This is a genomic window from Streptococcus sp. SP8, assembly GCF_030440045.1.
GTDB classification, from domain to species: Bacteria; Bacillota; Bacilli; order Lactobacillales; family Streptococcaceae; genus Streptococcus; species Streptococcus parasanguinis_I.
Window position 1 is genome coordinate 27,473 of record NZ_JAQFJL010000002.1, and the last position, 23,280, is coordinate 50,752.

Annotated in this window: 25 protein-coding genes; 7 read left to right on the forward strand and 18 right to left on the reverse strand. The window is 42.9% G+C overall.

Annotated features, from left to right (window positions below; genetic code table 11):
* Positions 1-22: 22 nt before the first annotated feature.
* From asnS to PCY11_RS03570, 3 genes are all read right to left on the reverse strand, one after another.
* Complete coding sequence (asnS, locus tag PCY11_RS03560) at positions 23-1,369, reverse strand: asparagine--tRNA ligase (protein WP_070846505.1); 1,347 nt, start codon at positions 1,367-1,369, stop codon at positions 23-25.
* Between the two features lie 148 nt (positions 1,370-1,517).
* Entirely contained in the window at positions 1,518-2,696 is a 1,179-nt protein-coding gene (locus tag PCY11_RS03565) for a pyridoxal phosphate-dependent aminotransferase (protein WP_003014756.1), read from the reverse strand.
* Between the two features lie 16 nt (positions 2,697-2,712).
* The gene (locus PCY11_RS03570; protein ID WP_201037494.1) at positions 2,713-3,186 is read right to left on the reverse strand and encodes a DUF5590 domain-containing protein; all 474 of its coding nucleotides are present in this window, start codon (positions 3,184-3,186) and stop codon (positions 2,713-2,715) included.
* A gap of 231 nt (positions 3,187-3,417) precedes the next feature.
* Between PCY11_RS03570 and PCY11_RS03575 the strand changes: the two genes are divergently transcribed.
* Positions 3,418-3,864: a MarR family winged helix-turn-helix transcriptional regulator gene (locus PCY11_RS03575; protein ID WP_003001765.1), complete on the forward strand. Its 447-nt coding sequence runs from the start codon at positions 3,418-3,420 to the stop codon at positions 3,862-3,864.
* Positions 3,865-3,984: 120 nt separating this feature from the next.
* Here the strand turns inward: PCY11_RS03575 and yaaA are convergent, their stop codons facing one another.
* Positions 3,985-4,710, reverse strand: a complete 726-nt coding sequence (gene yaaA / locus PCY11_RS03580) for a peroxide stress protein YaaA (RefSeq protein WP_301362487.1) — start codon at positions 4,708-4,710, stop codon at positions 3,985-3,987.
* A gap of 66 nt (positions 4,711-4,776) precedes the next feature.
* Between yaaA and PCY11_RS03585 the strand changes: the two genes are divergently transcribed.
* The 3 genes from PCY11_RS03585 to PCY11_RS03595 all read left to right on the forward strand — a co-directional run bounded on the left by PCY11_RS03585 (position 4,777) and on the right by PCY11_RS03595 (position 7,267).
* On the forward strand, positions 4,777-5,277 hold the full coding sequence (locus PCY11_RS03585; RefSeq protein ID WP_301362488.1) for a DUF1836 domain-containing protein: 501 nt from the start codon (positions 4,777-4,779) through the stop codon (positions 5,275-5,277).
* Positions 5,252-5,899 carry a hemolysin III family protein gene (locus PCY11_RS03590; RefSeq protein WP_003011253.1) on the forward strand — a complete coding sequence of 216 codons (648 nt, stop codon included), beginning with the start codon at positions 5,252-5,254 and terminating at the stop codon, positions 5,897-5,899. The genes PCY11_RS03585 and PCY11_RS03590 overlap by 26 nt, the downstream gene beginning before the upstream one ends.
* A 63-nt stretch (positions 5,900-5,962) precedes the next feature.
* Positions 5,963-7,267, forward strand: coding sequence for a PLP-dependent aminotransferase family protein (locus tag PCY11_RS03595; RefSeq protein ID WP_049485650.1), 1,305 nt, complete (start codon positions 5,963-5,965; stop codon positions 7,265-7,267).
* Positions 7,268-7,285: 18 nt separating this feature from the next.
* Here PCY11_RS03595 and PCY11_RS03600 read toward each other — a convergent pair whose 3' ends face one another.
* The 14 genes from PCY11_RS03600 to PCY11_RS03665 all read right to left on the reverse strand — a co-directional run bounded on the left by PCY11_RS03600 (position 7,286) and on the right by PCY11_RS03665 (position 21,327).
* Positions 7,286-7,534, reverse strand: a complete 249-nt coding sequence (locus tag PCY11_RS03600) for a hypothetical protein (protein WP_003001593.1) — start codon at positions 7,532-7,534, stop codon at positions 7,286-7,288.
* Positions 7,535-7,785: 251 nt separating this feature from the next.
* Positions 7,786-9,540 (reverse strand): ABC transporter ATP-binding protein, encoded by a 1,755-nt coding sequence (locus PCY11_RS03605; protein WP_070846513.1) that lies wholly within the window; start codon positions 9,538-9,540, stop codon positions 7,786-7,788.
* Complete coding sequence (locus PCY11_RS03610; protein WP_061590728.1) at positions 9,527-11,281, reverse strand: ABC transporter ATP-binding protein; 1,755 nt, start codon at positions 11,279-11,281, stop codon at positions 9,527-9,529. The genes PCY11_RS03605 and PCY11_RS03610 overlap by 14 nt, the downstream gene beginning before the upstream one ends.
* A 1-nt stretch (position 11,282) precedes the next feature.
* Positions 11,283-11,948, reverse strand: a complete 666-nt coding sequence (locus PCY11_RS03615) for an MmcQ/YjbR family DNA-binding protein (RefSeq protein ID WP_061590729.1) — start codon at positions 11,946-11,948, stop codon at positions 11,283-11,285.
* Positions 11,949-12,051: 103 nt separating this feature from the next.
* Positions 12,052-12,687 (reverse strand): copper homeostasis protein CutC, encoded by a 636-nt coding sequence (locus PCY11_RS03620; RefSeq protein ID WP_301362489.1) that lies wholly within the window; start codon positions 12,685-12,687, stop codon positions 12,052-12,054.
* A gap of 21 nt (positions 12,688-12,708) precedes the next feature.
* Positions 12,709-13,311 (reverse strand): hypothetical protein, encoded by a 603-nt coding sequence (locus PCY11_RS03625; RefSeq protein WP_070846521.1) that lies wholly within the window; start codon positions 13,309-13,311, stop codon positions 12,709-12,711.
* Positions 13,312-13,586: 275 nt separating this feature from the next.
* A complete protein-coding gene (locus PCY11_RS03630) occupies positions 13,587-14,543 on the reverse strand; it encodes an ABC transporter permease (RefSeq protein ID WP_021153355.1) in 957 nt (318 codons plus the stop codon).
* On the reverse strand, positions 14,543-15,604 hold the full coding sequence (locus tag PCY11_RS03635) for an ABC transporter permease (RefSeq protein WP_049485437.1): 1,062 nt from the start codon (positions 15,602-15,604) through the stop codon (positions 14,543-14,545). Before PCY11_RS03635 ends, PCY11_RS03630 begins: the two co-directional genes overlap by 1 nt.
* Positions 15,597-17,132 (reverse strand): ABC transporter ATP-binding protein, encoded by a 1,536-nt coding sequence (locus PCY11_RS03640; RefSeq protein WP_301362490.1) that lies wholly within the window; start codon positions 17,130-17,132, stop codon positions 15,597-15,599. Before PCY11_RS03640 ends, PCY11_RS03635 begins: the two co-directional genes overlap by 8 nt.
* A gap of 134 nt (positions 17,133-17,266) precedes the next feature.
* The gene (locus PCY11_RS03645; RefSeq protein ID WP_031573707.1) at positions 17,267-18,328 is read right to left on the reverse strand and encodes a BMP family protein; all 1,062 of its coding nucleotides are present in this window, start codon (positions 18,326-18,328) and stop codon (positions 17,267-17,269) included.
* A 75-nt stretch (positions 18,329-18,403) separates the two neighbouring features.
* Positions 18,404-18,793 carry a cytidine deaminase gene (locus PCY11_RS03650; RefSeq protein ID WP_031573704.1) on the reverse strand — a complete coding sequence of 130 codons (390 nt, stop codon included), beginning with the start codon at positions 18,791-18,793 and terminating at the stop codon, positions 18,404-18,406.
* Positions 18,780-19,442: a deoxyribose-phosphate aldolase gene (gene deoC / locus PCY11_RS03655; protein ID WP_003001619.1), complete on the reverse strand. Its 663-nt coding sequence runs from the start codon at positions 19,440-19,442 to the stop codon at positions 18,780-18,782. The genes PCY11_RS03650 and deoC overlap by 14 nt, the downstream gene beginning before the upstream one ends.
* Positions 19,443-19,459: 17 nt before the next feature.
* A complete protein-coding gene (locus PCY11_RS03660; RefSeq protein WP_061590810.1) occupies positions 19,460-20,737 on the reverse strand; it encodes a pyrimidine-nucleoside phosphorylase in 1,278 nt (425 codons plus the stop codon).
* A complete protein-coding gene (locus tag PCY11_RS03665) occupies positions 20,734-21,327 on the reverse strand; it encodes a class I SAM-dependent methyltransferase (RefSeq protein WP_049506550.1) in 594 nt (197 codons plus the stop codon). Before PCY11_RS03665 ends, PCY11_RS03660 begins: the two co-directional genes overlap by 4 nt.
* A gap of 90 nt (positions 21,328-21,417) precedes the next feature.
* On the opposite strand from PCY11_RS03665, the gene coaA reads away from it, so the two are divergent.
* From coaA to PCY11_RS03680, 3 genes are all read left to right on the forward strand, one after another.
* Positions 21,418-22,338 (forward strand): type I pantothenate kinase, encoded by a 921-nt coding sequence (coaA, locus tag PCY11_RS03670; protein WP_070449057.1) that lies wholly within the window; start codon positions 21,418-21,420, stop codon positions 22,336-22,338.
* 96 nt (positions 22,339-22,434) lie between these two features.
* On the forward strand, positions 22,435-22,683 hold the full coding sequence (rpsT, locus tag PCY11_RS03675) for a 30S ribosomal protein S20 (protein WP_003007640.1): 249 nt from the start codon (positions 22,435-22,437) through the stop codon (positions 22,681-22,683).
* 66 nt (positions 22,684-22,749) lie between these two features.
* Positions 22,750-23,256 carry a DNA topology modulation protein gene (locus PCY11_RS03680; RefSeq protein ID WP_045759539.1) on the forward strand — a complete coding sequence of 169 codons (507 nt, stop codon included), beginning with the start codon at positions 22,750-22,752 and terminating at the stop codon, positions 23,254-23,256.
* The last annotated feature ends 24 nt before the right edge of the window (positions 23,257-23,280 follow it).

Consider the following 23,280-nt stretch of genomic DNA (forward strand, 5'->3'; position numbering starts at 1 on the left):
CCTAATGGCGTTTTTTCGTCTATTAAGGTTTGATACGATGCAACATACGTGGGAATGGAATGGCTTCACGGATGTGTTTAGTACCAGCTGCGAAGGTTACCATACGCTCGATACCGATACCAAATCCACCGTGTGGAACTGTACCGTATTTACGAAGGTCAAGGTAGAATTCATACTCTGTACGATCCATGCCAAGAGATTCCATCTTCGCAACAAGGGCGTCGTAGTCTTCCTCACGCATAGATCCACCGATGATTTCTCCGTAGCCTTCTGGTGCGAGCAAGTCTGCACAAAGCACGCGATCTGGGTTCCCAGGAACTGGCTTCATGTAGAAGGCCTTGATAGCTGCTGGGTAGTTCATGACAAATGTTGGCACACCAAAGTGGTTTGAAATCCATGTTTCATGTGGTGAACCGAAGTCATCTCCATGTTCCAAATGCTCATAATCCGCATCTTCATCATTTTCATGCTCTTGCAAGAGATCAATGGCTTCATCATAAGTGATCCGTTTGAATGGCTCCGCAATATAGCGTTTCAAGAGCTCTGTATCACGTTCCAAGGTTTCCAAGGCTTGAGGAGCACGATCCAAAACACCTTGAAGAAGGGCTTTTACATAAGCTTCTTGCAAATCAAGTGACTCATCGTGTGTCAAGTAAGAGTACTCCGCATCCATCATCCAGAACTCAGTCAAGTGACGACGAGTTTTTGATTTTTCAGCACGGAATACTGGACCAAAGTCAAAGACGCGACCAAGGGCCATAGCACCAGCTTCAAGGTAAAGCTGACCGGATTGGCTCAAGTAAGCTGGAGTACCGAAGTAGTCTGTTTCAAACAATTCAGTTGAATCTTCCGCCGCATTTCCTGAAAGAATTGGGCTATCAAACTTCATGAAGCCATTCTTATCAAAGAACTCATAAGTTGCATAGATAATGGCATTACGGATTTGCATAACGGCAACTTGTTTGCGTGAACGCAACCACAAGTGGCGGTTGTCCATCAAGAAGTCTGTCCCGTGTTCTTTAGGAGTGATTGGGTAATCTTGAGATTCACCGATCACTTCGATGTCTGTAATATCCAATTCGTAACCAAATTTAGAACGCTCGTCTTCTTTGACAATACCAGTCACAAACACTGATGTTTCTTGGCTCAAGCGTTTGATGGTATCAAATTTTTCAAGCCCCACTTCTTCGCCGAATTTTTCGATAAAGTTTGGTTTAAAAGCCACACCTTGGAAAAAAGCAGTACCGTCACGCAATTGCAAGAAAGCAATTTTTCCTTTACCTGATTTGTTGGCCACCCAAGCACCGATGGTCACTTCTTGACCAACGTAGTCTTTTACTTCGATGATAGTAATCCGTTTTGTCATCATTCATCTTCCTTTTCTCGTTAAACTTGTCCGAAGACATTATCTTCTTAATTGTATCATAAAAAGGCTTTCAGTGCTAGGTTCTACCTGTGAAAACCAGATTTTTTTTAAAGAAAAAGATCCTCAGCTCATTACTAAGGGTCTTGTAATTTTATTTTTCCATAAAGGCCTTGAGTCGGCGAACAGCTTCTTTGAGGGTATCCAAATCTGTTGCATAAGACAAGCGAACATTTTCAGGGGCACCAAAGCCAGCTCCCGTTACTAAAGCAACCTCTGCTTCTTCTAAAATTGCTGTGGTAAATTCCGTCACATCAGTATATCCCTTCATTTCCATGGCCTTCTTGACATTTGGGAAGAGATAGAAGGCTCCTTGAGGTTTGATGGCTTCAAAACCAGGTACTTCATTCAACAAAGGATAAATAGTATTCAAGCGCTCTTCAAAAGCTTGACGCATGATCTCAATAGAAGATTGATCTCCTGTGAGGGCTTCGATTGCAGCATATTGGGAAACGGTTGTTAAGTTGGAAGTTGTTTGGCTGATCACCTTGGCCATGGCTCCAATAATCTCAGGATCACCCACTGCAAAACCAACCCGCCAACCAGTCATAGCATAGGTTTTAGAAACTCCGTTAATCACGATGGTTTGCTTGCGAATCGCTTCTGATAAGCTAGAAATGGGCGTAAAGGTATTGCCATTGTATACCAAACGACCATAGATATCGTCTGCCAAAATAAGGATGTCATGTTCAACAGCCCAATTTCCGATTGCTTCGAGTTCTTCTTTACTGTAGATCATTCCTGTTGGATTGGATGGTGAATTCAGCAAGACTACCTTGGTCTTGTCTGTCCGTGCTGCTTCCAGTTGCTCTACCGTTGCCTTGAAGTGATTTTCTTCTGTTGTTTGGAAAGTAACAGGTGTGCCCTCTACCATCTTGACCTGGTCTACATAAGAAACCCAGCAAGGGGTTGGAATGATGACTTCATCACCTGGATTAATGACAGAAGTAAAGAAGGCATAGAGGATAAACTTAGCACCAGTACCGACCACTACTTCATTCCGATTCACAGCATAGCCATAAAACTCCTTCATATAGTCGCTAATGGCATCCTTCAATTCTGGAAGTCCAGATGCGACCGTATAAAAGCTGGCACGACCATCCTCAATGGATGCGACTGCAGCTTCTTGAATATTTTTTGGAGTCGCAAAGTCAGGTTGACCCAGGGTCAGACTTAAGATATCACGACCTTCTGCTGCCAAAGCTTTGGCACGCGCATTAGCAGCCAAGGTCACACTTTCTTCCATTTCCAATACACGATTTGATAATTTCATATTTCCTCCTCAAATCTTAAAAAACACCGGTGACTTTCCCAGTCTTGAAATCCACCACATAATAAGAGCTCCCAGCCTTGACTTCCCAGATCGGTTTGCCTTTAAAGCGCCCAAAAGTTACCCGATCAGTCGCGTCCTGACTCTTCTCTTTGACGACAGAAGCTGCCTCTTTGGAACTAACTCCTTCTTTCAAAGGGTAGGTATAGACTGCATCATCCGCCTGCGCCACCAAAACCGCTAGTTCTTGCCCCTCTTGGTCCTTGCCAATAAAGGAAAGATACGCTTCTTTGCCATGAAAGAAACTCTCCGTCTCAATGGTCGCAATCGAAGAGTGAGACAGAGCTATTTTTCTTGCTTGCGCCATTTGATCCTGCAAGCGATCAGAAGTTTTTTCAGCAAGAAATAGCCAAGAAAAAAGGACCGTCAGAACTAAGACACAGATTCCTATTATATGTTGCCATATGATAAAAAGATAATTTTTCTGTTTCACTCCCTCATTATACACCAAAGCCACCTAGAATTCTATAGATTTTCAAGAAAGAATTGTTACTAATATTTCATACCTGTTACAATGTTTTAGTATAAAATTGTTTGATAAACAAACTAAAATTAACACCTTTACTATCATTTGTTCATAGTTTAATAAATTTGTCACAATTCTGTAACTAATTTGAAAATAAAATTAAAAGGCAGAAATACTATTTATTGATAAAATATAGATATGGAAAATTTAAAGAGATTATTCAAAGAAGCAAACGTAGATTTAAAAACCATGATCGTCTTCCACAAGGCAGAACGATTGATCCGTGCCTCTGAGGCTCATATCTTTAAAAAGCACCAGTTGACACCAACTCAATTCTCTGTACTTGAGACCTTGTACAGCAAAGGCGATCTCCGCATTCAAGATCTGATTGATAGCATTCTTGCGACCTCTGGAAATATGACTGTGGTTATTCGCAATATGGTCCGCGATGGTTGGATTACACGCGAAACCGATCCAGAAGACCGCCGTGCTTATCTTGTATCTATTACAGATGCCGGTCGTAAAAAGATCGAAGAAGCTCTTCCAGATCATATCAAAAATATTCAACGCTTGATGCAAGTCTTTAATAGTGGCGAGCAAGCTGAGTTGACAGAACTCTTGAAGAAATTCAAACATATCGCCTAAGCCTTACTGCTCAAGTCGATTCTGACTCCAAAATCCTCTATTTTGGAGTTTTCATCGTGCATTCTCTTTATCTAACAGATCAAAAAAAATATTCCTGACGCTTCTCAGGAATATTTTTATTTATTCTTTCACAAAGATCCATTCTTTCTCTTGCGATAAATCCTCACGATAAGAGAAACCTGCTACTTCTAGTGATTTCAGATCTTCTAGATGGGTGATTTCTTCCTTCATCATGGCTGTCACCATAGCCCCACGTGCTTTCTTTGAAATCGTCGAGTGAATCTTTAGTGTCCCATCACGATTCTCCATGAATTTGATCCGAATCATTCGCTCACGAATGGCTTTTGAAAAGACCTGTTCAAACTCAGAGGACAAAAGGGATAAGATCTGCTCCTCACCTTCTACTGCCTGATCATAGTCCTCTTTCCAGAATGCCTTTAGAGATTTTCCAGCTGGTTTTAGCTTCATCATAAAATCCAAGCGATGGGGCGCAATCCCTTCATAGGCAGGTAGTACACCGTATAAAGCGGTCGTGATTAACAAATGCTCCTGCAGATAAGCCTGCTCTTTTTCGGATAAGTCTTGACGCTCGATACTACAATACATAAGGCCATCAAACAGTTCCAAAGCAGGATAGGTTTTAGCACTCCCAGCTAACAGAGCCTCAATTCTTTCCTTTTCTACTAGGGATCTTTCCTCTGAGATACCGTAAAAGGTCGCTAATTCTTCTAGCGAGAATTGCTTCAATGCTTGGAGGATGGTTTTTGTGTTCTCTGACAAGGGTTGGGGCTCGACGATACGAACCTGTTCGTTCAGTTCTTTAGCGGATGGAATTAATAGTTTCATAGGTCTATTGTACCATATTTTTCAAATTTTCTTGACAGGAGTTTTTATTAATGTTATTATCTAGTTATGAAAACTAGATTAAAGAAAGGTGAAGGTTTCGTGTCTACTTTTTCCTATCCAACGTGGGAGCAACTACCTGAGCTAGACCTCTATCTCGATCAGGTTCTACTTTATGTCAATAAAACCTGTGCACCTGTCCTCCCTTCTTCAGATAAGGGCTTGACGGCTGCCATGATCAACAATTACGTAAAACATGGCTATGTTGAAAAACCAGATAAGAAGAAATACCAGCGTAGACAGGTGGCTCGCTTGATCGCTATTACAACCTTAAAAACGGTCTTTTCTATTCAGGAGATCGCTTCTACCTTAAATTTCTTGCAGGACCAGGCGAGTTCAGATCTTCTCTATAATAGCTTTGTCGCTTATCTCAATGAGCAAAAAGAGCCGATCGCTCCCATCATTCGCTCTGCCTGTCAGACGGTTCAACTTTATCTTGAAACCCTATCTTACATTCAACCAGCAAAAACGGAGGAAGAAACTAATGAATTACACCATGAAACTAAGTAAAAAATTATCCTTTGGAGAAGAGATCGCCAATAGCGTAACCCATGCTGTTGGCGCCCTCCTCATGTTGATCTTACTTCCGATCTCAGCAGTCTATAGCTTTGAGCAACACGGTCTCCTCAGTGCTTTTGGGACTTCTATCTTTGTGATCAGCCTCTTTTTGATGTTTCTGTCTTCGACCGTCTACCATGCTATGTCTTACGATTCACCTCAAAAGTATGTGCTTCGTATTATCGACCATTCCATGATTTACATTGCGATCGCAGGTAGTTACACACCGGTCGTCCTCACCTTGATGAACAACTGGATGGGCTACAGCATTATCTTGATCCAATGGGGGACCACCATCTTTGGTATTCTCTACAAAATCTTTGCCAAAAAAGTCAATGAAAAGTTCAGTCTCGCTCTTTACTTGATCATGGGCTGGTTGGTCATCTTTATTATTCCCCAAATCGTTAGCCAAACCAATCCGATCTTCTGGGGTCTCATGCTCATGGGCGGTCTGTGCTACACGGTTGGAGCTGGCTTTTATGCTAAGAAAAAACCATACTTCCACATGATTTGGCACCTCTTCATCCTGGCAGCTTCTGCTCTTCAGTATTTAGCCATCGTTTACTTTATGTAATACGCTCACCACTCTTCGGAGTGGTTTTTTTGTGATTTTTTCTGTACAATAGAAAAAAACTGTATGGGGACAGTCAGGATGAAGACGAGCAAATACCAACAAATTATTCATGTACTAAAAAAAGCCATTCAAGATGGAGAACTGGAAACTGGAGAGAAAATTCCCTCCGTTCGCCAGTTAGCTAGTCAATTTTCTTGTAGTAAGGACACAGTGCAACGGGCCTTGCTGGACTTGACTTACCAGCACTTCCTCTATGCTAAGCCTCAAAGTGGCTACTATGTTTTGGAGCAAGAACCTAATCGACATGAGGATCTTCCACTAAAATTAGAGAAAGACCGCAACCAGGCTTTTGAGGACTTCCGGACCTGTATCAATGAAACCTTGATTGGACGGGAGAATTATCTCTTCAACAACTTTTCGGACCAAGCAGGCTTACTCGAAGTACGTCAATCGATTCAAGGCTTATTGAAGGAAGAAGGTATTTATACGACTGCGGATCAGATTGTTTTGACTGCTGGTACCCAGCAGGCGCTCAATATCCTCAGCCAGATTGACTTTCCCAATAAAAAATCGCAGATCTTGATCGAGCAACCGACTTATCATCGGATGAACCAACTCTTAGATTCGCAGCGACTTGCCTACCGTACCATTCAACGTAATTTAACGGGGATTGATCTCGAGGAACTTGAAGAGATTTTCAAAAGTGGCCATATCAAATTCTTCTACACGATCCCTCGTTTTCACTATCCGCTTGGTCATAGCTATTCGACCAAGCAGAAAGAAGCGATCTTGCAACTAGCTGACCAATATGATGTCTACCTTGTTGAGGATGACTATCTTGGAGATCTTGATGGCAGCAATGCTCCATCTTTTCATTATTTGGATCAAAAGGACCGAGTCATCTATATCAAATCTTTTTCGACCAATCTCTTTTCTGCTCTTCGCATCACTTCCATGATCCTTCCCCAAGACCTTCTTAAGCCGGTCTTGACCTATAAGACGATTCTGGACTATGATAGTAATCTGATCATGCAAAAGGCTTTGAGTCTCTACATTGATAACGGTATGTATCTGACCAATAAAAAACGACTCCTAGCCAGAAAAAAAGAGGAAGAAGAAAGATTGAATACCTTGATGGATCAGTCTTCTCTTCTCCCTCATCTGACCCTGACCCACGATGGGATCCTTCTAGAACTCAGTCAAGTTCAATCCCTTGCTGCCTTAAAACACAGTGGACTCCCGCTTGATTTCTTTGAAGCAGCTTACATTACTACTTGTCCTTATCAACTCGCCAAGATCAAATCTGCAGATGTGGCCACTGTTTTACCAAAGCTTACGCCTTTTTTTGAAAGAGAAACCCTCATATAGACTATACGAGGGTCTTTCTTATTTCTTTAATTGCTCATAGATAAGTTTAGCATTTTGAAGGCCGATCCGATAATCGAGGCGAATTAGGCGAATCGCTTCCATCTCTGGTTCTTTGAGGTACTTCTCTCTTTGTTCCTTGGAGATGCTACCTGGTTTAAGAAGATAGTGAGTGAATTGATTTCTGACTTTATTGAGCTCAACTTGAAGAGTGAAATAAAGTCCAAATAAGACAATGACAACTCCCATCAGGATCAGATCGTTTGACATGGTGTATGCTCCCTTTTTCTTTTCTTTTCTTTTCTTTATTTTACAGCTTTCAAGTAAGAAAAACAAGAGGCTGGGACAAAAGTCCTAGCCTTTCAATTGTTTTTGGATTGTCGAGCAAGACGCAGTGGTTGAGTGGGCTCTACTACGCTGATTTCATCAGCTTTTACAGCCCTACTCAACTGTGCGGAGGTGGGACGACGAAATCGAATTCTAACAAATTACCGATTTCTGTCCCACTCTCCTTGTTTTCCTTATTTCATCATACCAGCCTGGAGGTCATACATTTTCTTATACGTTCCTCCTAGAGCAATGAGTTGATCGTGATTGCCCGATTCGATGATTTTTCCTTTATCGAGAACATAGATGCAATCGGCATCTTGGATGGTAGAAAGGCGATGGGCAATGGCAATGGTTGTCCGCCCTTGGCGCATCTTCTTCAGAGAATTTTGGATCATCTCTTCCGTCTCTTGGTCGATATTGGCAGTGGCCTCATCCAAAATGAGGATCTTAGGCTGGGCAGCAATGGTCCGGGCAAAAGCCAGAAGCTGACGCTGACCAGTCGATAAGGTAGAACCCCGCTCTGTTACCGAATGATCATAACCACCAGGTAGACTCTCAATAAAGTCTGCCACATCCACAAATGCAGCTGCTTGTCGGATTTCCTCATCTGTCAGTTCTTCATGGTACATCCGGATATTAGAAGCAATGGTTCCATGATAGAGGAAGGGTTCCTGCAACACTAAACCGATGAACTTACGCAAGGCTTCCTGGCTGTAGTCCTTGATATCCTGTCCATCAATCAAGATCTGGCCACGATCAAATTCATAAAATCGCATGAAGAGATTGATAATAGAGGATTTACCAGAACCAGTATGACCAACAAAAGCGATGGTTTGTCCATTTTTGACCTCAAAGGAGATATCTTTTAGAACATCCCGTTTGCCATCATAAGAAAAAGATACATGCTCAAAACGAATATCTCCCCGCTCAATTTCTTTCAGGCTACCAGCTTGCTTGGGCTCGTAGTCGTCTCGATCCATCATCTCAAAGACACGACCTGCAGAAATGGTTGAGGTCTGCAAGGTAGCAAAGTTCTGCGTAACATCAATCAAGGGCTGGAAAAGCTGGCTAACATACTGGATAAAGGCATAGATAAGACCGGCTGTAAAGCCTGAGGACTGCCAATTTAGGCCGAAAAAGGTTAGAATAACCGCATAAGCCAGAACCTGTAACAGGGTCATTGCTGGCCTCAAAAAGAGGGAATTGACATCTACAGATCGGTTGGCGTAATCCAAATGTTCCCCATTAATCTGTTCGAATTCATCCGTCAAGCGCTTTTCTTGACGAAAGGCCTGCACGATCCGCATCCCTTCAATAGATTCCGATAATTTCACATTGATATCTGATAATTTTTGTCGGGTCATCTTGACCAAGCGATTGGATAACTTGCGATAGAGACGGATGGAAAACCAAATGATGGGAAGAAAAGGCAGGATCCAAATGGTCAAATGCCAGTCCAAGCTAAACATGGTTACAAGAGTGACTATAAAAAGTAAAAAGGATGAAACCAGGCTTGAAAAGACCGTAGAAAACATATCTGCGACTGCCTGTGTATCATTGGTCACACGCGAAACAATCGAACCTGCTGCTGTCTGGTCATAAAAGGACATACCCAGTCTTTGAAGATTTTTGAAAATATCTAGACGGATATCTCTTACGATGGAATTGGATACACGCGCAAAGGTTAACTGGCTCAGGTAAGTTGCCAGCACACGCCCAATGAATAACCCATAGTAGAGAATGAGAAACTGAAAAGCTGTCATGACTGGAGAGCCGGCTTTTGTTGGATCCACTAGGTGGTCAATATACCAGCGAGCTGCAAGAGGGATCGCTGTCAATAACAGACTAGTCAGGAAGGTAAAGGCTAAGGCTAGGGCTGTTAACCATTTATAACGCCACATGTAAGTCAAGAGCCGCTTCATAACATGAGCTTCAGATGTTTTCATTCAGCTTTCCCTCCATTTCTTCTGATAATTGTTGGGCTTGATAGGTTTCATAGTACCAACCTTTTTGAGCCATTAATTCCTCGTGATTTCCGCGCTCCTTGATCTGTCCATTCTCCATTACCAGAATCAAATCCGCATGAACGATCGCTGATAGGCGATGGGCTGTGATGATCGTTGTTTTCCCCTTGCGTTCCTGCTTCATATTTTCAATGATCTGGTGCTCCGTTTTAGCATCTACTGCAGACAGGGAATCATCCAAGATCAAGATCTCAGGATTCATGACCAAAGCACGACTCATGGCAATCCGTTGCTTTTGCCCGCCAGAAAGAGAGACCCCTCGCTCTCCCAGCACTGTCTCCATCTGGTCTGGCATGGCCAGAATATCCTCATAGACTCCACAAGTTCTCAGAGCCTTCATCACCTCTTCTTCCTTGATCTGTGGATCTGAAAAAGCGACATTCTCGCGAATGGTCATGGCAAAGAGGATCTGATCTTGAGGGACATAGCCGATCAGGCTTCGAAGATCTTCCAAGCGATAGTCTTTAATAGAGATCCCATTGAGCAAGATATCTCCCTGCTCCAAGTCGTGCTCTCTAAGCAAGAGACGCAACAAGGTGGTCTTTCCAGATCCAGTTGGACCCACAATCCCAAGGGTTTGCCCTTTTTCTAAATGAAAGGCTACCTTTTTAAGGACAGGCTCTTTCTCATAGGCGAATTCTTTAATGTCATATGCCAGATCGCCGTTTTGGATGTCTGTGACTGGTTGACTTGGATCTTGGATATCAGGTATTTCTGCTAAAAGTGTCTCAATCCGATCATAGGAGACGCTAGCACGCTGACTAATATTAAACAAGAAGCCCATAGCTTGAAGGGGCCAGACGAGCATATTTAGATAGGTAATAAAGGTTACGATTTGTCCAACCGTCAGGCTTCCTTCCTGAACAAATAGCCCCCCGAAGTAGAGCGTCAAAACATAGGAAAGACCGACAAAAAGAAGAGTGGTCGGATCAAACAAAGCATTGTAACCGGCTGAAGTCATATTCTTTGAAAAGACCATTTGATTGGTCTTTTCAAAAGCCTGAATCTCATCTGCCTGAAAGCCAAAGGATTTGGTCACCTTAACCCCTGATACTGATTCCTGAACAAAGTTGTTCAGCTCTGAGAAGCCTTCTTGGGCCTCTTTGAAGGCTTTGTGGTTTTTGCGTCCAATGGCGGAAGTCACTACCACCATAACCGGTAGAGGCAAAATAGCTAAGAGGGTTAAGCGCCAATCAATCATGAAAAACATGCTGACTAGGGTCACCAAGGCGGTCACAGAAGCATCCACTGCAGACATAACCCCGCCACCAGCAAACATGGTTACCGCATTAATATCATTAGTAGCATGGGCCATGAGATCACCTGTCCGATAACGCTGATAAAAAGACGGAGACATGAGCGTAAATTGCTGAAACAAACGGTAACGCAAGATCCGAGCCAACTTATTGGCCGTCCCAAAAATATAGCGTCTCCAAACAAAACGAAGGCCATACATGGCTAGAGCTGAGAGGACCAAAAGGGCAATATCCATAACTAACTGCCCCAGTGTCAGCTTTCTTTTATCGATCAAATCGATCACAAGTCCCATGATTCTTGGAGGAATGAGGTTTAAAAAACTAACCAAGATCAAGGAACCTATCCCGATCAAGTATCGCTTCTTCTCTAAATTAAAAAACCAAGATAATTTCCTCAACAGATTCATCTTATTTCCCCTTTTTGGTGAGTTGCCAGCTACTATCCACCAGAACAAACAACTCCTCATCAGCAATTGTTCCATCTAAGGGGATACTCACCCAATATTTTTTATTCATATGAAAAGCTGGATAAATCCCTTTCTGCTGGATGAAATGGGCTACTTGGTCAGACTTGACATTTAAGACTTCTATTTTCCCAGACTTGCCAGCATCCAGTTTTTTCCAATCAATGGTCATAAAGACACCATACCACTTAAGGGTGTCTCGGTGTCGAATAGCACCGGATTCCGGAGATCTCTCCCACAAATACTCAATCGTTCCCTGATAGTGCAGGGAGATATAGGCCATGAGACGCTTGGCTTGAGGATAGAGAAATTCTTCTACCTCAAAACAAGCTTGGCGGATTCTTGCAAGACTTTCATGACAGGCTTCCCTGACTTGGCCAACAAAATTTCCTTGTAGCTGTTCCTGATGGATCTGGATATACTCGTCCCCTGTATCCTGATCATAGACCTGAAAAGAAATCTTCCGGTCGCAGACACGGACCTTTAAGAGAAAAGTGTCCGATAAGACGGGGCACTGGTACTCATAACCTGCTTCTCTCTTTTCAAATCCAAAAGCCAATCCCTTTTCTGGCTGAAAGGTGTAGCGGTCAAAATAATGCTCTAAAAACATTTTCTCTCCCTTATTCATTTTTGCACTAGAAGAGGCTGGAAACAACGTCCCCAACCTTGATAACGGATCTTCAAAACTACTTCAAGCAGTGATCGTTTCTTTTTTAAAACACGATGCGCGTGCCATGCAGTTGACAAACGCCCAATTGCTCCAAAAAGAGCTGACGATTGTCAAGGGTCACACCTCCACCTGGCAGGATCTGAATCTTTCCATTAGCCGCATCTAATAAACGATGATAGTGTGCAAAACGTTGCTCTAGTGGGTCACCTGGACTTCCAGCTCGTGTTAAAATACGGGCCACACCCTGATCAGAAAGCCACTCAATCGCTTCTAGCTGATCTGTATGAGCTAACTCATCAAAGGCCATATGAAAGACCACCTCTGCCTCTCCACAGGCTGCTAGTAAAAGCTGCATGATCCTCTGGTCCAACTTTCGATCGCTCGTCAGCGCACCCAGCACAAAACAAGTAACCCCTATTTCTTTCGCAGCCCGAATATCCGCTAGCATAGCTTCGACTTCCAGCTCAGTGTAGACAAAATCGCCACCACGGGGCCGAATGATCACACATAGATCCACAGACTTCGCTCTTGTCAGTTTGATTGCTTCATTGACCACACCTATACTCGGTGTGGTCCCGCCTACTGCCAGGTTGTCGCACAGTTCAATGCGACCTGCCCCAGCAGCAATCGCCTTATCAATAAACGTTAAATTCTCTGCACAAAATTCAAAGATAAGCATGACAACTCCATTTTCATAGTCTTAAAATAAGGAGATACTAACCGTCACCTTGGCATTGCCATTTTCTACTCGCGCTTTTGAGATGCTATAGCCTGCTTGAGGGATATCAAGGGTGATTTGATCACCATTCACTGTGAAGCCGCCTCCATTTTGATTGGATTGATCCTTCAAATAGTTGAGAACCAAGAATTTTGGAATGGGCATTTTCCCTAATTTAGCACCGGTCACGGTCAAATTCATGACATTGTTTTCAACTTGACCGGTCATGGTTAAATCTAGATAGCTATCGATTGGCCCTAATGATACAGGAACTTTGACATGAAGGTCATTGCCATCCATTCCTAATGCCATCTTTTGATAGTCAGAATTGTCAAGGGCGGATCCAGCACTTGTTTTTACGACCTGACTCAATTGCACTGAATTGAGACTTAGCTCAGTTGAGAGCCCTTCAGTGCTCACAGAGGCATTTGAAACAGCATTTTGAGCCAACTCAATCAAAGAACTCCCTGCCTGCACATTTCTCAGTTGCTCTCCTTCAGGGATAGATCCAGGAACCAACAAGATCACTAATAAAATAAATAAAACGATCACCATGCCAATCAGGCGTTTCATCCACTTAAACATCTGCTCCTCCAATACGTGAAAAGTTGTATTCTTATTGTACCCTAAATCTAAAGAAATTGCGACTAAGAGGGGCCTTTACAAAGCAAAAGAGAGCGTGGGACAGAAATCGGTAATTCGTTAGAATTCGATTTCGTCGTCCCACCTCCGCACAGTTGAGTAGGGCTGTAAAAGCTGATGAAATCAGCGTAGTAGAGCCCACTCAACCACTGCGTCTTACTCGACAATCCAAAAACAATTGAGAGGCTAGGACTTTTGTCCCAACCTCTCTCTGTGCATTATTTCGATTTAATGTAGTTAACACCATCTGCTTTTGGCGCAACTGCTTGTCCGAAGAAGGCTGCCAAGACAACCATGGTCAAAACGTAAGGCGCAATTTGCAAGTAGATGGATGGGATCCCTTTAAGCAAAGGCAATTGATTCCCGATAACAGCCAAACTTTGAGAAGCTCCAAAGAAGAGACTAGCAAGCATGGCCCCGATTGGGTTCCATTTCCCGAAAATCATAGCCGCAAGGGCGATAAATCCAGGACCTACAATAGTCGTCACGGCGAAGTTAACAGAAACTGACTGAGCGTAAATGGCTCCTCCGATTCCTGCTAGGGCACCAGAGATCATCACTCCTAAGTAGCGCATTCTATATACATTGATTCCCAATGTATCTGCTGCTTGTGGGTGTTCCCCAACTGAACGAAGACGCAATCCAAACTTCGTCTTGAACATGATAAACCAAGCAAAGAATGAAAATAGAATCGCAACCCAACCAATGATGCTGGCATTGTTGAAGAAAATATCCCCAATGACCGGAATTTTAGATAAGACCGGAATCGATGTTTTCCCAAAGGCAACTTTGATATTATCAGTTTGTCCCTTGTTATACATCGCTTTAACAAGGAAGACCGCAAGTGGTGGTGCCATCAAGTTCAATACTGTACCTGAGACGATATGGTCAGCACGGAAATGAATGGTTGCCACCGCGTGAATCAAGGAGAAGAGTACTCCAATCCCTGCAGCAACGATCAAGGACAACCATGGTGTCAAACTTCCTAACTCAGGCTCAAAAGTCAAGTTAAAGATAATACCTGAGAAGGCTCCCATAACCATGATTCCTTCCAGACCAACGTTAACAACCCCAGCGTGTTCTGAGTATGCTCCTCCGATACTTGTGAAGATCAGCGGCGCTGCATACACAATCATAGAGGAAACAAGAATACTTAAAATCGTTACAATACTCATTAGTTTGCTCCTCCTTTTTTAGCTGAACGCATCGAGATCATCTTTTCAATAATGTAGTGGGCACATACGAAGAAGATAATAGATGCTGTCACAATTTGAACGACTTCTTCAGGGATTGCAGCTGGCTTCATACCAACTCCCCCAATTTGAAGTGCACCAAACAAGAAGGCAGCAAATGGAATACCAATTGGTGAATTCATCGCAAGAAGGGCTACGGCCATTCCGTTAAATCCAACACTCATCGAGCTGGTTTGAACGTAGACATTTGAGTAAATACCCAGACCTTCTGCTACCCCACCAATACCAGCAAGAGCACCAGAAATGATCATAGAAAGGATAATGGTCCGTTTTGCAGACATCCCAGCGTATTCTGCCGCATTCGAATTGAGACCAACGGCACGGATTTCAAAACCAAGTGTTGTTTTCTTCATCAAGAACCAGATGACCACCACTGCGATGATGGCAAAGAAGATCCCGATGTTCATTTGTGATTTGTCTGTCAAATTACGCAACCACTCCGTTTGGTAGACAGCGTTGGCTCCCACATCAATGGTTGAGTCCTTGTTTTTCATCAAGGAAGCTGGGAAGCTATGAATCAAGGCATTCCCACCATAGAGAACAATGTAGTTCATCATAATGGTGATAATGACCTCACTGGTTCCGAGATAGGCACGAAGGAAACCAGGAATCGCTCCAATAAATCCACCTGCAATAGCCGCAATCAAAACGGTCATCGGAATCATCAGTAAGCGAGGCATATTTGGGAAGGAAAGGGCAAACCAAGTCGCCATGATCCATCCTGCAAAAGCCTGACCAGGAAGTCCAACGTTAAAGAAGCCGGCCCGGCTGGCTACTGAAAACCCAAGAGCAACTAAAATCAGTGGCCCCATAGCACGGGAAATATTTCCCCAACTCTTAATCGAACCAAAGGCTTTTTTAAACAGCAATTCATATCCCCAAAGGGCATCATAGCTGAAGGCCCACATAATAATGGCACCCAAGACCAATCCTAAAAGGACAGACACCAATGGAACGGCAATTTGTTTTAAATTCTTATTCATTTGATGCTCCCTCCTTTACTTGTCCACCTGCCATGAGGATTCCAAGTTCTTGCTTATTCGTTGTTTCAGGGGTTACGATCCCTTGGATCTTCCCATCATGAATAACCGCAATACGGTCAGAAACATTCAAAATTTCATCTAATTCAAAGCTGACAACCAGAACAGCTTTTCCATTATCCCGTTCTTGAATCAAACGTTTGTGAATATATTCGATCGCTCCAACGTCCAATCCACGAGTCGGCTGGCTAACGATCAAGAGATCCGGATCACGATCGATTTCGCGAGCGATAATGGCTTTTTGCTGGTTCCCTCCAGAGAGAGCCTTAGCAGGTACCACTTCACTGGCTGCACGAACGTCAAACTCTTCCATCAACTTCTTAGCATAAGAGGTAATATTTGGATAATTCAAAATACCATTCTTGCTAAGAGGTTCTTTATAATAGGTTTGAAGGGCAATATTTTCAGAGATCATCATATCAAGGACTAATCCATCCCGGTGACGGTCTTCAGGGACGTGCCCTACTTTCATTTCTGTGATTTGACGTGGACGAAGTCCCACAACGTCCTTGCCTTTAATCTTGATTGAACCGGATTTTACCTTCCGTAGTCCTGTAATCGCTTGGATCAACTCAGACTGACCATTTCCGTCAATCCCTGCAATCCCGACGACTTCACCAGCACGAAGTTCCATTGACAAATTCTTAACAGCTGGGACTCCCCGGTTTTCGTTTACAACCAAGTTTTCGATCGACAAGACGACTTCTTTCGGTTGAGAAGGACCTTTCTCCGTTTTAAAGGAAACAGAACGACCGACCATCATTTCGGCCAAGTCTTGGTTGGTAGCTCCACCAATCTCGACTGTCTCAATTGATTTACCACGACGGATAACTGTGACGCGGTCAGAAACAGCACGGATTTCATCCAACTTGTGCGTAATCAAGATAATGGATTTTCCTTCATTTGCCAAGTTCTTCATGATTGTCATCAATTCTTCGATTTCAGCTGGTGTCAACACTGCAGTAGGTTCATCGAAGATTAGGATGTCGGCTCCACGATAAAGCGTCTTTAAGATTTCCACACGTTGCTGCGCACCGACGGAAATATCCTCAACTTTAGCATTTGGATCCACTGCTAAGCCATATTTTTTAGACAAATCAAGGATATCTTGACTGGCTTTCTTAAGATCCAAAATACCATGTTTAGTGGTTTCAGACCCAAGGATGATATTTTCAGCAACAGTGAAGGCTTCAACCAACATAAAGTGTTGGTGCACCATTCCAATTCCTAAAGAAGCTGCTTTTGAAGGTGAGTCTAGGTTAACAGTTTTTCCATTTACCACGATGTCTCCGCCAGTTGGTTCCAACAAACCAGCCAGCATATTCATCAGGGTAGATTTCCCTGCACCATTTTCTCCAAGAAGTGCATGGATTTCACCTTTGCGCAACTGAAGATTAATCTTGTCATTTGCTACAAAGTCACCAAATTTTTTGGTAATCTCACGCATTTCGATGACATATTCATGTGTCATGGGGGTGTTTCCTTTCAAATCTATTTTTATTTCAATAAAATCTACTAGGGTTGCTAATAGATTTTACTGAGACAAAAATGTCTCAATTTATTAAAAGGAACGGCCCTTGAAGGTCGGGCCGATCCAATCAAATATTATTTTTCAGGAACTTTAAGAGACCCGTCAAGGATTTTAGCTTTAGCATCTTCGACTGCTTTTTTAGCATCTGCAGAAAGGTTGTCAGTTGTCAAATCAACTCCACCATCTTTCAAGCTATAAGTAATCACTTTACCGCCAGGGAATTTACCGTCAGCAGTTTTCTTAGCCAAGTCTTTTACAGATTCTCCGACTTTCTTCAAGCTTGAAGCCAATACAAAGTTAGATTTTTTACCATCTTTAGAAGTGTATTCACCTTCAGCTTTTTGGTCACGGTCAACACCAAGAACCCAAACTTTTTCGTCTTCATTTTTCTTCTCGTTCAAGTCTTTAGCTTCAGAGAAGACACCTGCACCAGTACCACCAGCTACTTGGTAGATAACGTCTGCACCTGCAGCGTATTGTGCAGCAGCAATTGTTTTACCTTTAGCAGAGTCACCGAACGAACCAGCGTAGTCTACTTGAACTTTGATAGATGGGTCAACAGATTTAACACCAGCTTCAAATCCAGCGCGGAAACGAGTGATAACTTCACTTTCCATACCACCTACAAAACCAACTTGTTTAGTTTTTGTAGTTTTTGCAGCAGCGATACCAGCAAGGTAACCAGCTTCGTTATCGGCATAAACAGCAGATGCTACGTTCTTTTGTCCTTCAATACGGTCATCGATGATGACATAGTTCACATCTTGGTTGTCTTTTGCAGCTTTTTTAACAGAGTCGCTCAAGGCAAAACCAACACCAAAGATCAATTTGTAGTCGTTAGAAACAGCTTCATCAAGGTTTGTCGCATATTGAGATTCATCTGTTGATTGGAAGTAGTCAAATCCGTTCCCTTTAGAAAGACCGTTTTCTTTACCCCAAGCTTGCAAACCTTCCCAAGCAGATTGGTTGAATGATTTGTCATCCACACCACCAGTATCGGTAATGATAGCAGCTTTCAAATCTGTTTTAGATTCTGAGTTAGCGCTATCTTTTTTAGACGCACGATTTCCACATGCTGCAAGTCCGATAGCAGCGACAGTTACTAGACCAAGGCCTAGCCATTGTTTCTTGTTCATTACTGAACCTCCTAAATTATTGTGCAACATTGTTGCGAAGTATTGAAAGGGTCAAAAGACCGCCTCACAGACCCATTAAGTCAAGTCTGTAAAGGAATATGGAAGTAATTCCTTGACCGTCATCACGACCGTCGATTTATCTTTAGATACTAAGGTTACAGGAAGGTCTGGCTCAAAAAATTCAGCCATGACCTGGCGACAAGCACCACATGGAGAGATGGGCTTTTCTGTTTGCCCGTAGATAATGAGCTCTTGAAACTCACGAGCTCCTTCAGAAACAGCTTTAAAAATGGCTGTCCGTTCTCCACAGTTGGTTAAACCAAAACTGGCATTTTCTATATTGACCCCTGTATAGATTTCTCCATCCTTCGTTAGCAGTACAGCTCCAATTGGGAAATGAGAGTAAGGCACATAGGCTTGTTTACTCACTTCAACTGCTAAGTCAATCAACTCAGTAGTCGCCATGAGCCACCTTTCCTTCCATGATGGCTACACCAGAAGAAGTCCCAATACGGGTCGCACCAGCTTCGATAAAAGCAAGAGCATCTTCATAAGAGCGAGCACCACCAGAAGCCTTAACACCCATGTCGGGTCCAACAGTTTGACGCATTAAGGCCACATCTTCTACCGTTGCTCCTCCAGTTGAGAAGCCAGTTGAAGTCTTCACAAAGTCTGCGCCAGCTAACTTAGCAATTTGACAAGCAACGATCTTTTCATCATCGGTTAAGAGACAAGTCTCAATGATGACTTTGACCAGCTTATCACCGCTCGCTTCGACTACCGCTTGGATATCTTCCTCAACTAGTGCTAAATTCTTAGACTTAAGAGCCCCGATATTAATGACCATGTCAATCTCATCGGCACCATTTTGAATCGCATTTTTTGTTTCACACGCTTTGACAAATGGTGTATTTGCTCCTAAAGGAAAACCAATGACGGTACAAACTTTAACGTCTGAATCGCGCAAGCCCTCAGCCGCAAAATTCACCCATGTCGGGTTCACACAGACACTCGCAAAATCATAAGCCTTGGCTTCTTCGATCAGCTTTTCGATCTGTTCTTGTTGCGCATCTGGTTTTAAAAGAGTGTGATCGATATATTTATTTAACTTCATACAATCTCCTGAGCTGCTTAAGATATTATTTCAATAATTTCTTTAACGCTTTCAGCCCTTTCTAGTATTTTAACATTTTTTTTGAATTCTGTAACTCTTTCTTGTGAATTTTTTTCATTCATGAAAATGCGAGCAATGCGTTCCCCTTTTTTGACGTGCTCTCCCACTTTTTTGTCAAACACAATCCCTGTTTCATAATCGAGGGGATCCGATTTGACAGCACGACCAGCACCCAGGCGCATAGCAAACAAACCAAACTCCATGGCAGGTAAAGCAGCAATGACGCCATCTTGGTCCGCTGTTACTTCAAGGACCTGATCCACTTTAACGGGACGATGCAAATCTTCTAAGTCTCCACCTTGAGCCACCACCATTTCTTCAAACTTCGCTAAAGCTTGACCATTGGTCAAGTGTTCAAGGATGGCTTCAATCGATTGATCTACATTGGCCAATTTCAACATGATTTGCGCTAATTCACAAATAAACTCAGTGACTTCAGCGCGCCCCTGTCCTTTCAGAATATCCAGGGCTTCCAAAATCTCTAAACGATTGCCAATACTGGTTCCCAATGGTTGGCTCATATCTGTAATGACAGCGATGGTTTTCCGACCCACTGCATTTCCAAGATCCACCATGGTACGTGCTAAGCGACGAGCATCCTCAATATTCTTCATGAAGGCACCCTCGCCTACCGTCACGTCCAAAAGAATAGCATCCGCTCCAGCAGCGATTTTCTTACTCATAACGGAGCTAGCAATCAAAGGAATGGTATCCACTGTCGCTGTCACATCACGCAGAGCATACAAAAGTTTGTCTGCTTTTACAAGTTGGTCGGATTGACCAATGACCGATAAGCCGATCTCCTGCACCTGCTGGATAAATTCCTCTTGGGTCCGTTCAATCTGGAAACCCTTAATGGATTCCAACTTATCGATGGTTCCACCCGTGTGGCCTAAGCCACGACCGCTCATTTTGGCAACCGGCACTCCGAAACTTGCAACCAAAGGCACCAAGACCAAGGTCACCTTGTCTCCGACACCACCAGTCGAATGTTTGTCCACCTTGATACCTGGAATAGCTGACAGATCAAACTGTTGCCCCGTTTGGACCATCTTCATGGTCATATGAGAGATTTCTTCTGTCGTCATCCCCTTAAAATAAACAGCCATAGCAAAAGCTGACATTTGGTAATCCGGAACTGTTCCAGCCACATAGCCCTCAATCAGCCATTCAATTTCTTCCTTGTTTAAGGCAAGACCATCTCTTTTTTTCTGAATGATATCTACTGCTCTCATGATTCTTTCTCACTTCTTAAAATATAATAGCCTTTGTCTTTTTTTACTGTCTCACAATTGCCAAACGTCTCTTCCATCTTGGCCTTAGCGCTCGGAGCTCCTTGTTTTTTCTGAATGACAATGGTCAAGTCTCCACCTGGTTTCAAATGTTCAAAACTACCGGTGATCACTTGGTGGACCACTTTCTTACCAGCTCGGATCGGCGGATTACTGATTACATGGTCAAAGACCCCTTCGACTGCTTCATAGACATCCGAAGAAAAGATCTGAACTTCCACGCCGTTTCGGCTAGCATTTTTCTTAGCCAAGTCTAGTGCCCTCTCATTGACATCGACCATGGTCACGGCGACTCCCTGGGCTTTAGCTAGAGAGAGGCCAATTGGACCATAGCCACAGCCAACATCGAGGACACTTTCCCCTTCTTGAAAATCCAGGGTTGATAAGAGCACCTGGCTTCCATAGTCAATCATTTTTTTACTAAAGACGCCGGCGTCCGTATAAAAATTCATCTTTTGTCCCAATAAAACAACAGCCAGATCATGAATATCATGGGCTGCATCTGGGTTTACATCGAAATACATTTTACTCATAAGGTTATTTTATCATAATTCACTCCTTTTTTAAATCGTTTACATGACCTCTAAAAATTGGTATACTAAAGACTACAATAGGAGTGACATATGGACAAAGAATTTCTACATTTTGAAAAAATTAATCGGGAAACCTGGCAAAATTTGCACCGCAAAACCACCCCACCACTCTCTCAAACAGAGCTCAATTCTATTAAAAGTTTTAACGACCGCATCAACCTCCAAGATGTACGTGACGTCTACCTGCCTTTGACAAACCTTATAGGCATCTACAAGCGTTCCAAAGAAGATTTGGCCTTCTCAAAAGGTATTTTTCTTCAAAAAACGAGTGAGCGCCAACCCTTTGTCATTGGTGTTTCAGGAAGCGTAGCGGTTGGAAAATCTACCACTAGCCGTTTACTTCAAATCCTGCTGTCACGAACCTTCGAAGGCTCGACTGTAGAGTTGGTAACAACGGATGGTTTTCTCTATCCAAATGCTATCTTAAAAGAACAAGAGATCCTCAATCGAAAAGGATTTCCGGAAAGCTATGATATGGAATTGCTCCTTGATTTTCTTAATCAAATCAAAAACAACAAGAGCGTAGAAATCCCCGTCTATTCCCACGAAATATACGATATTGTCCCAGATGAGAAGCAAACGATTTTACCGGCTGATTTTGTCATTGTCGAAGGGATCAATGTCTTTCAAAATCCGCAAAATGACAGTCTCTATATGACCGATTTCTTTGATTTTTCGATCTATGTGGATGCTGCAGTTGATGATATCGAATCTTGGTATCTCGATCGCTTCCAAAAACTTCTTGCATTAGCTCAGAATGATCCCAATAACTACTACTATCGATTTACAGAGCAACCCCTAGAAGAAGTTTTAAGCATGGCCCATCAGGTCTGGGAATCCATTAATTTAGTCAACTTGCAACATTACATCCAACCAACCAGAAACCGAGCTGATCTGATTCTCCATAAGGCAACCAACCATGAAATCGACGAAATTTATCTCAAACGCTAGAGAAAATGGCCTGTTAACGGTACTTTTTTAAGGAAAAGCTATTTTAGGCTTGTCAAATCTTAACTTTTCATATATAATGAGATAGTTAGATTATCAATGGAGGTGAATAACTTGGCAAACATTAAATCAGCTATCAAACGCGCTGAATTGAACGTTAAACAAAACGAAAAAAACTCAGCTCAAAAATCAGCTATGCGTACTGCAATCAAAGCTTTTGAAGCAAACCCATCTGAAGAACTTTACCGCGCTGCTAGCTCAGCTATCGATAAAGCAGAAACTAAAGGTTTGATCCACAAGAACAAAGCTAGCCGTGATAAAGCACGTCTTGCAGCGAAACTTGGTTAATCAAGAACAGCATAAAAATCAAGCTCTCCGGAGCTTTTTTTGTGCCTAATTTTTTGAGAGGTGCTTATGAAAATCGTTATTATCGGCTATTCTGGCTCAGGTAAATCCACCTTGGCTGAAAACTTAGCTCGCTACTACTCCATTCCCAAGCTCCACATGGATACCCTTCAATTTCAACCGGGCTGGATAGACAGTGACCGGGATACGATGGAAGGTGAGATGAGACAGTTTCTCAGCGATCATAAAGACTGGGTCATTGATGGCAATTACTCTTGGTGCTGCTATGAGGAGAGAATGGAGCAAGCCGACCAGATTATCTTTCTCAACTTCTCTTGTTGGAACTGCCTCTATAGAGGGTGGAAACGATACCGCCGTTATAAAGGTCGGGTCCGTGAGAGTATGGCAGCTGGCTGCCCTGAACGATTTGACTGGGAATTCATCCGTTGGATTCTTTGGGATGGACGCCAAGCCAGACAGGTCACACGCTATCGGACTATCGGCCAAACCTATCCAGACAAATTTATCTCTCTTAAAAACCAAAAAGAACTGGATACGTTTCTAAAAAACATATAATTAAAAGGTTGGGATATCAACCCC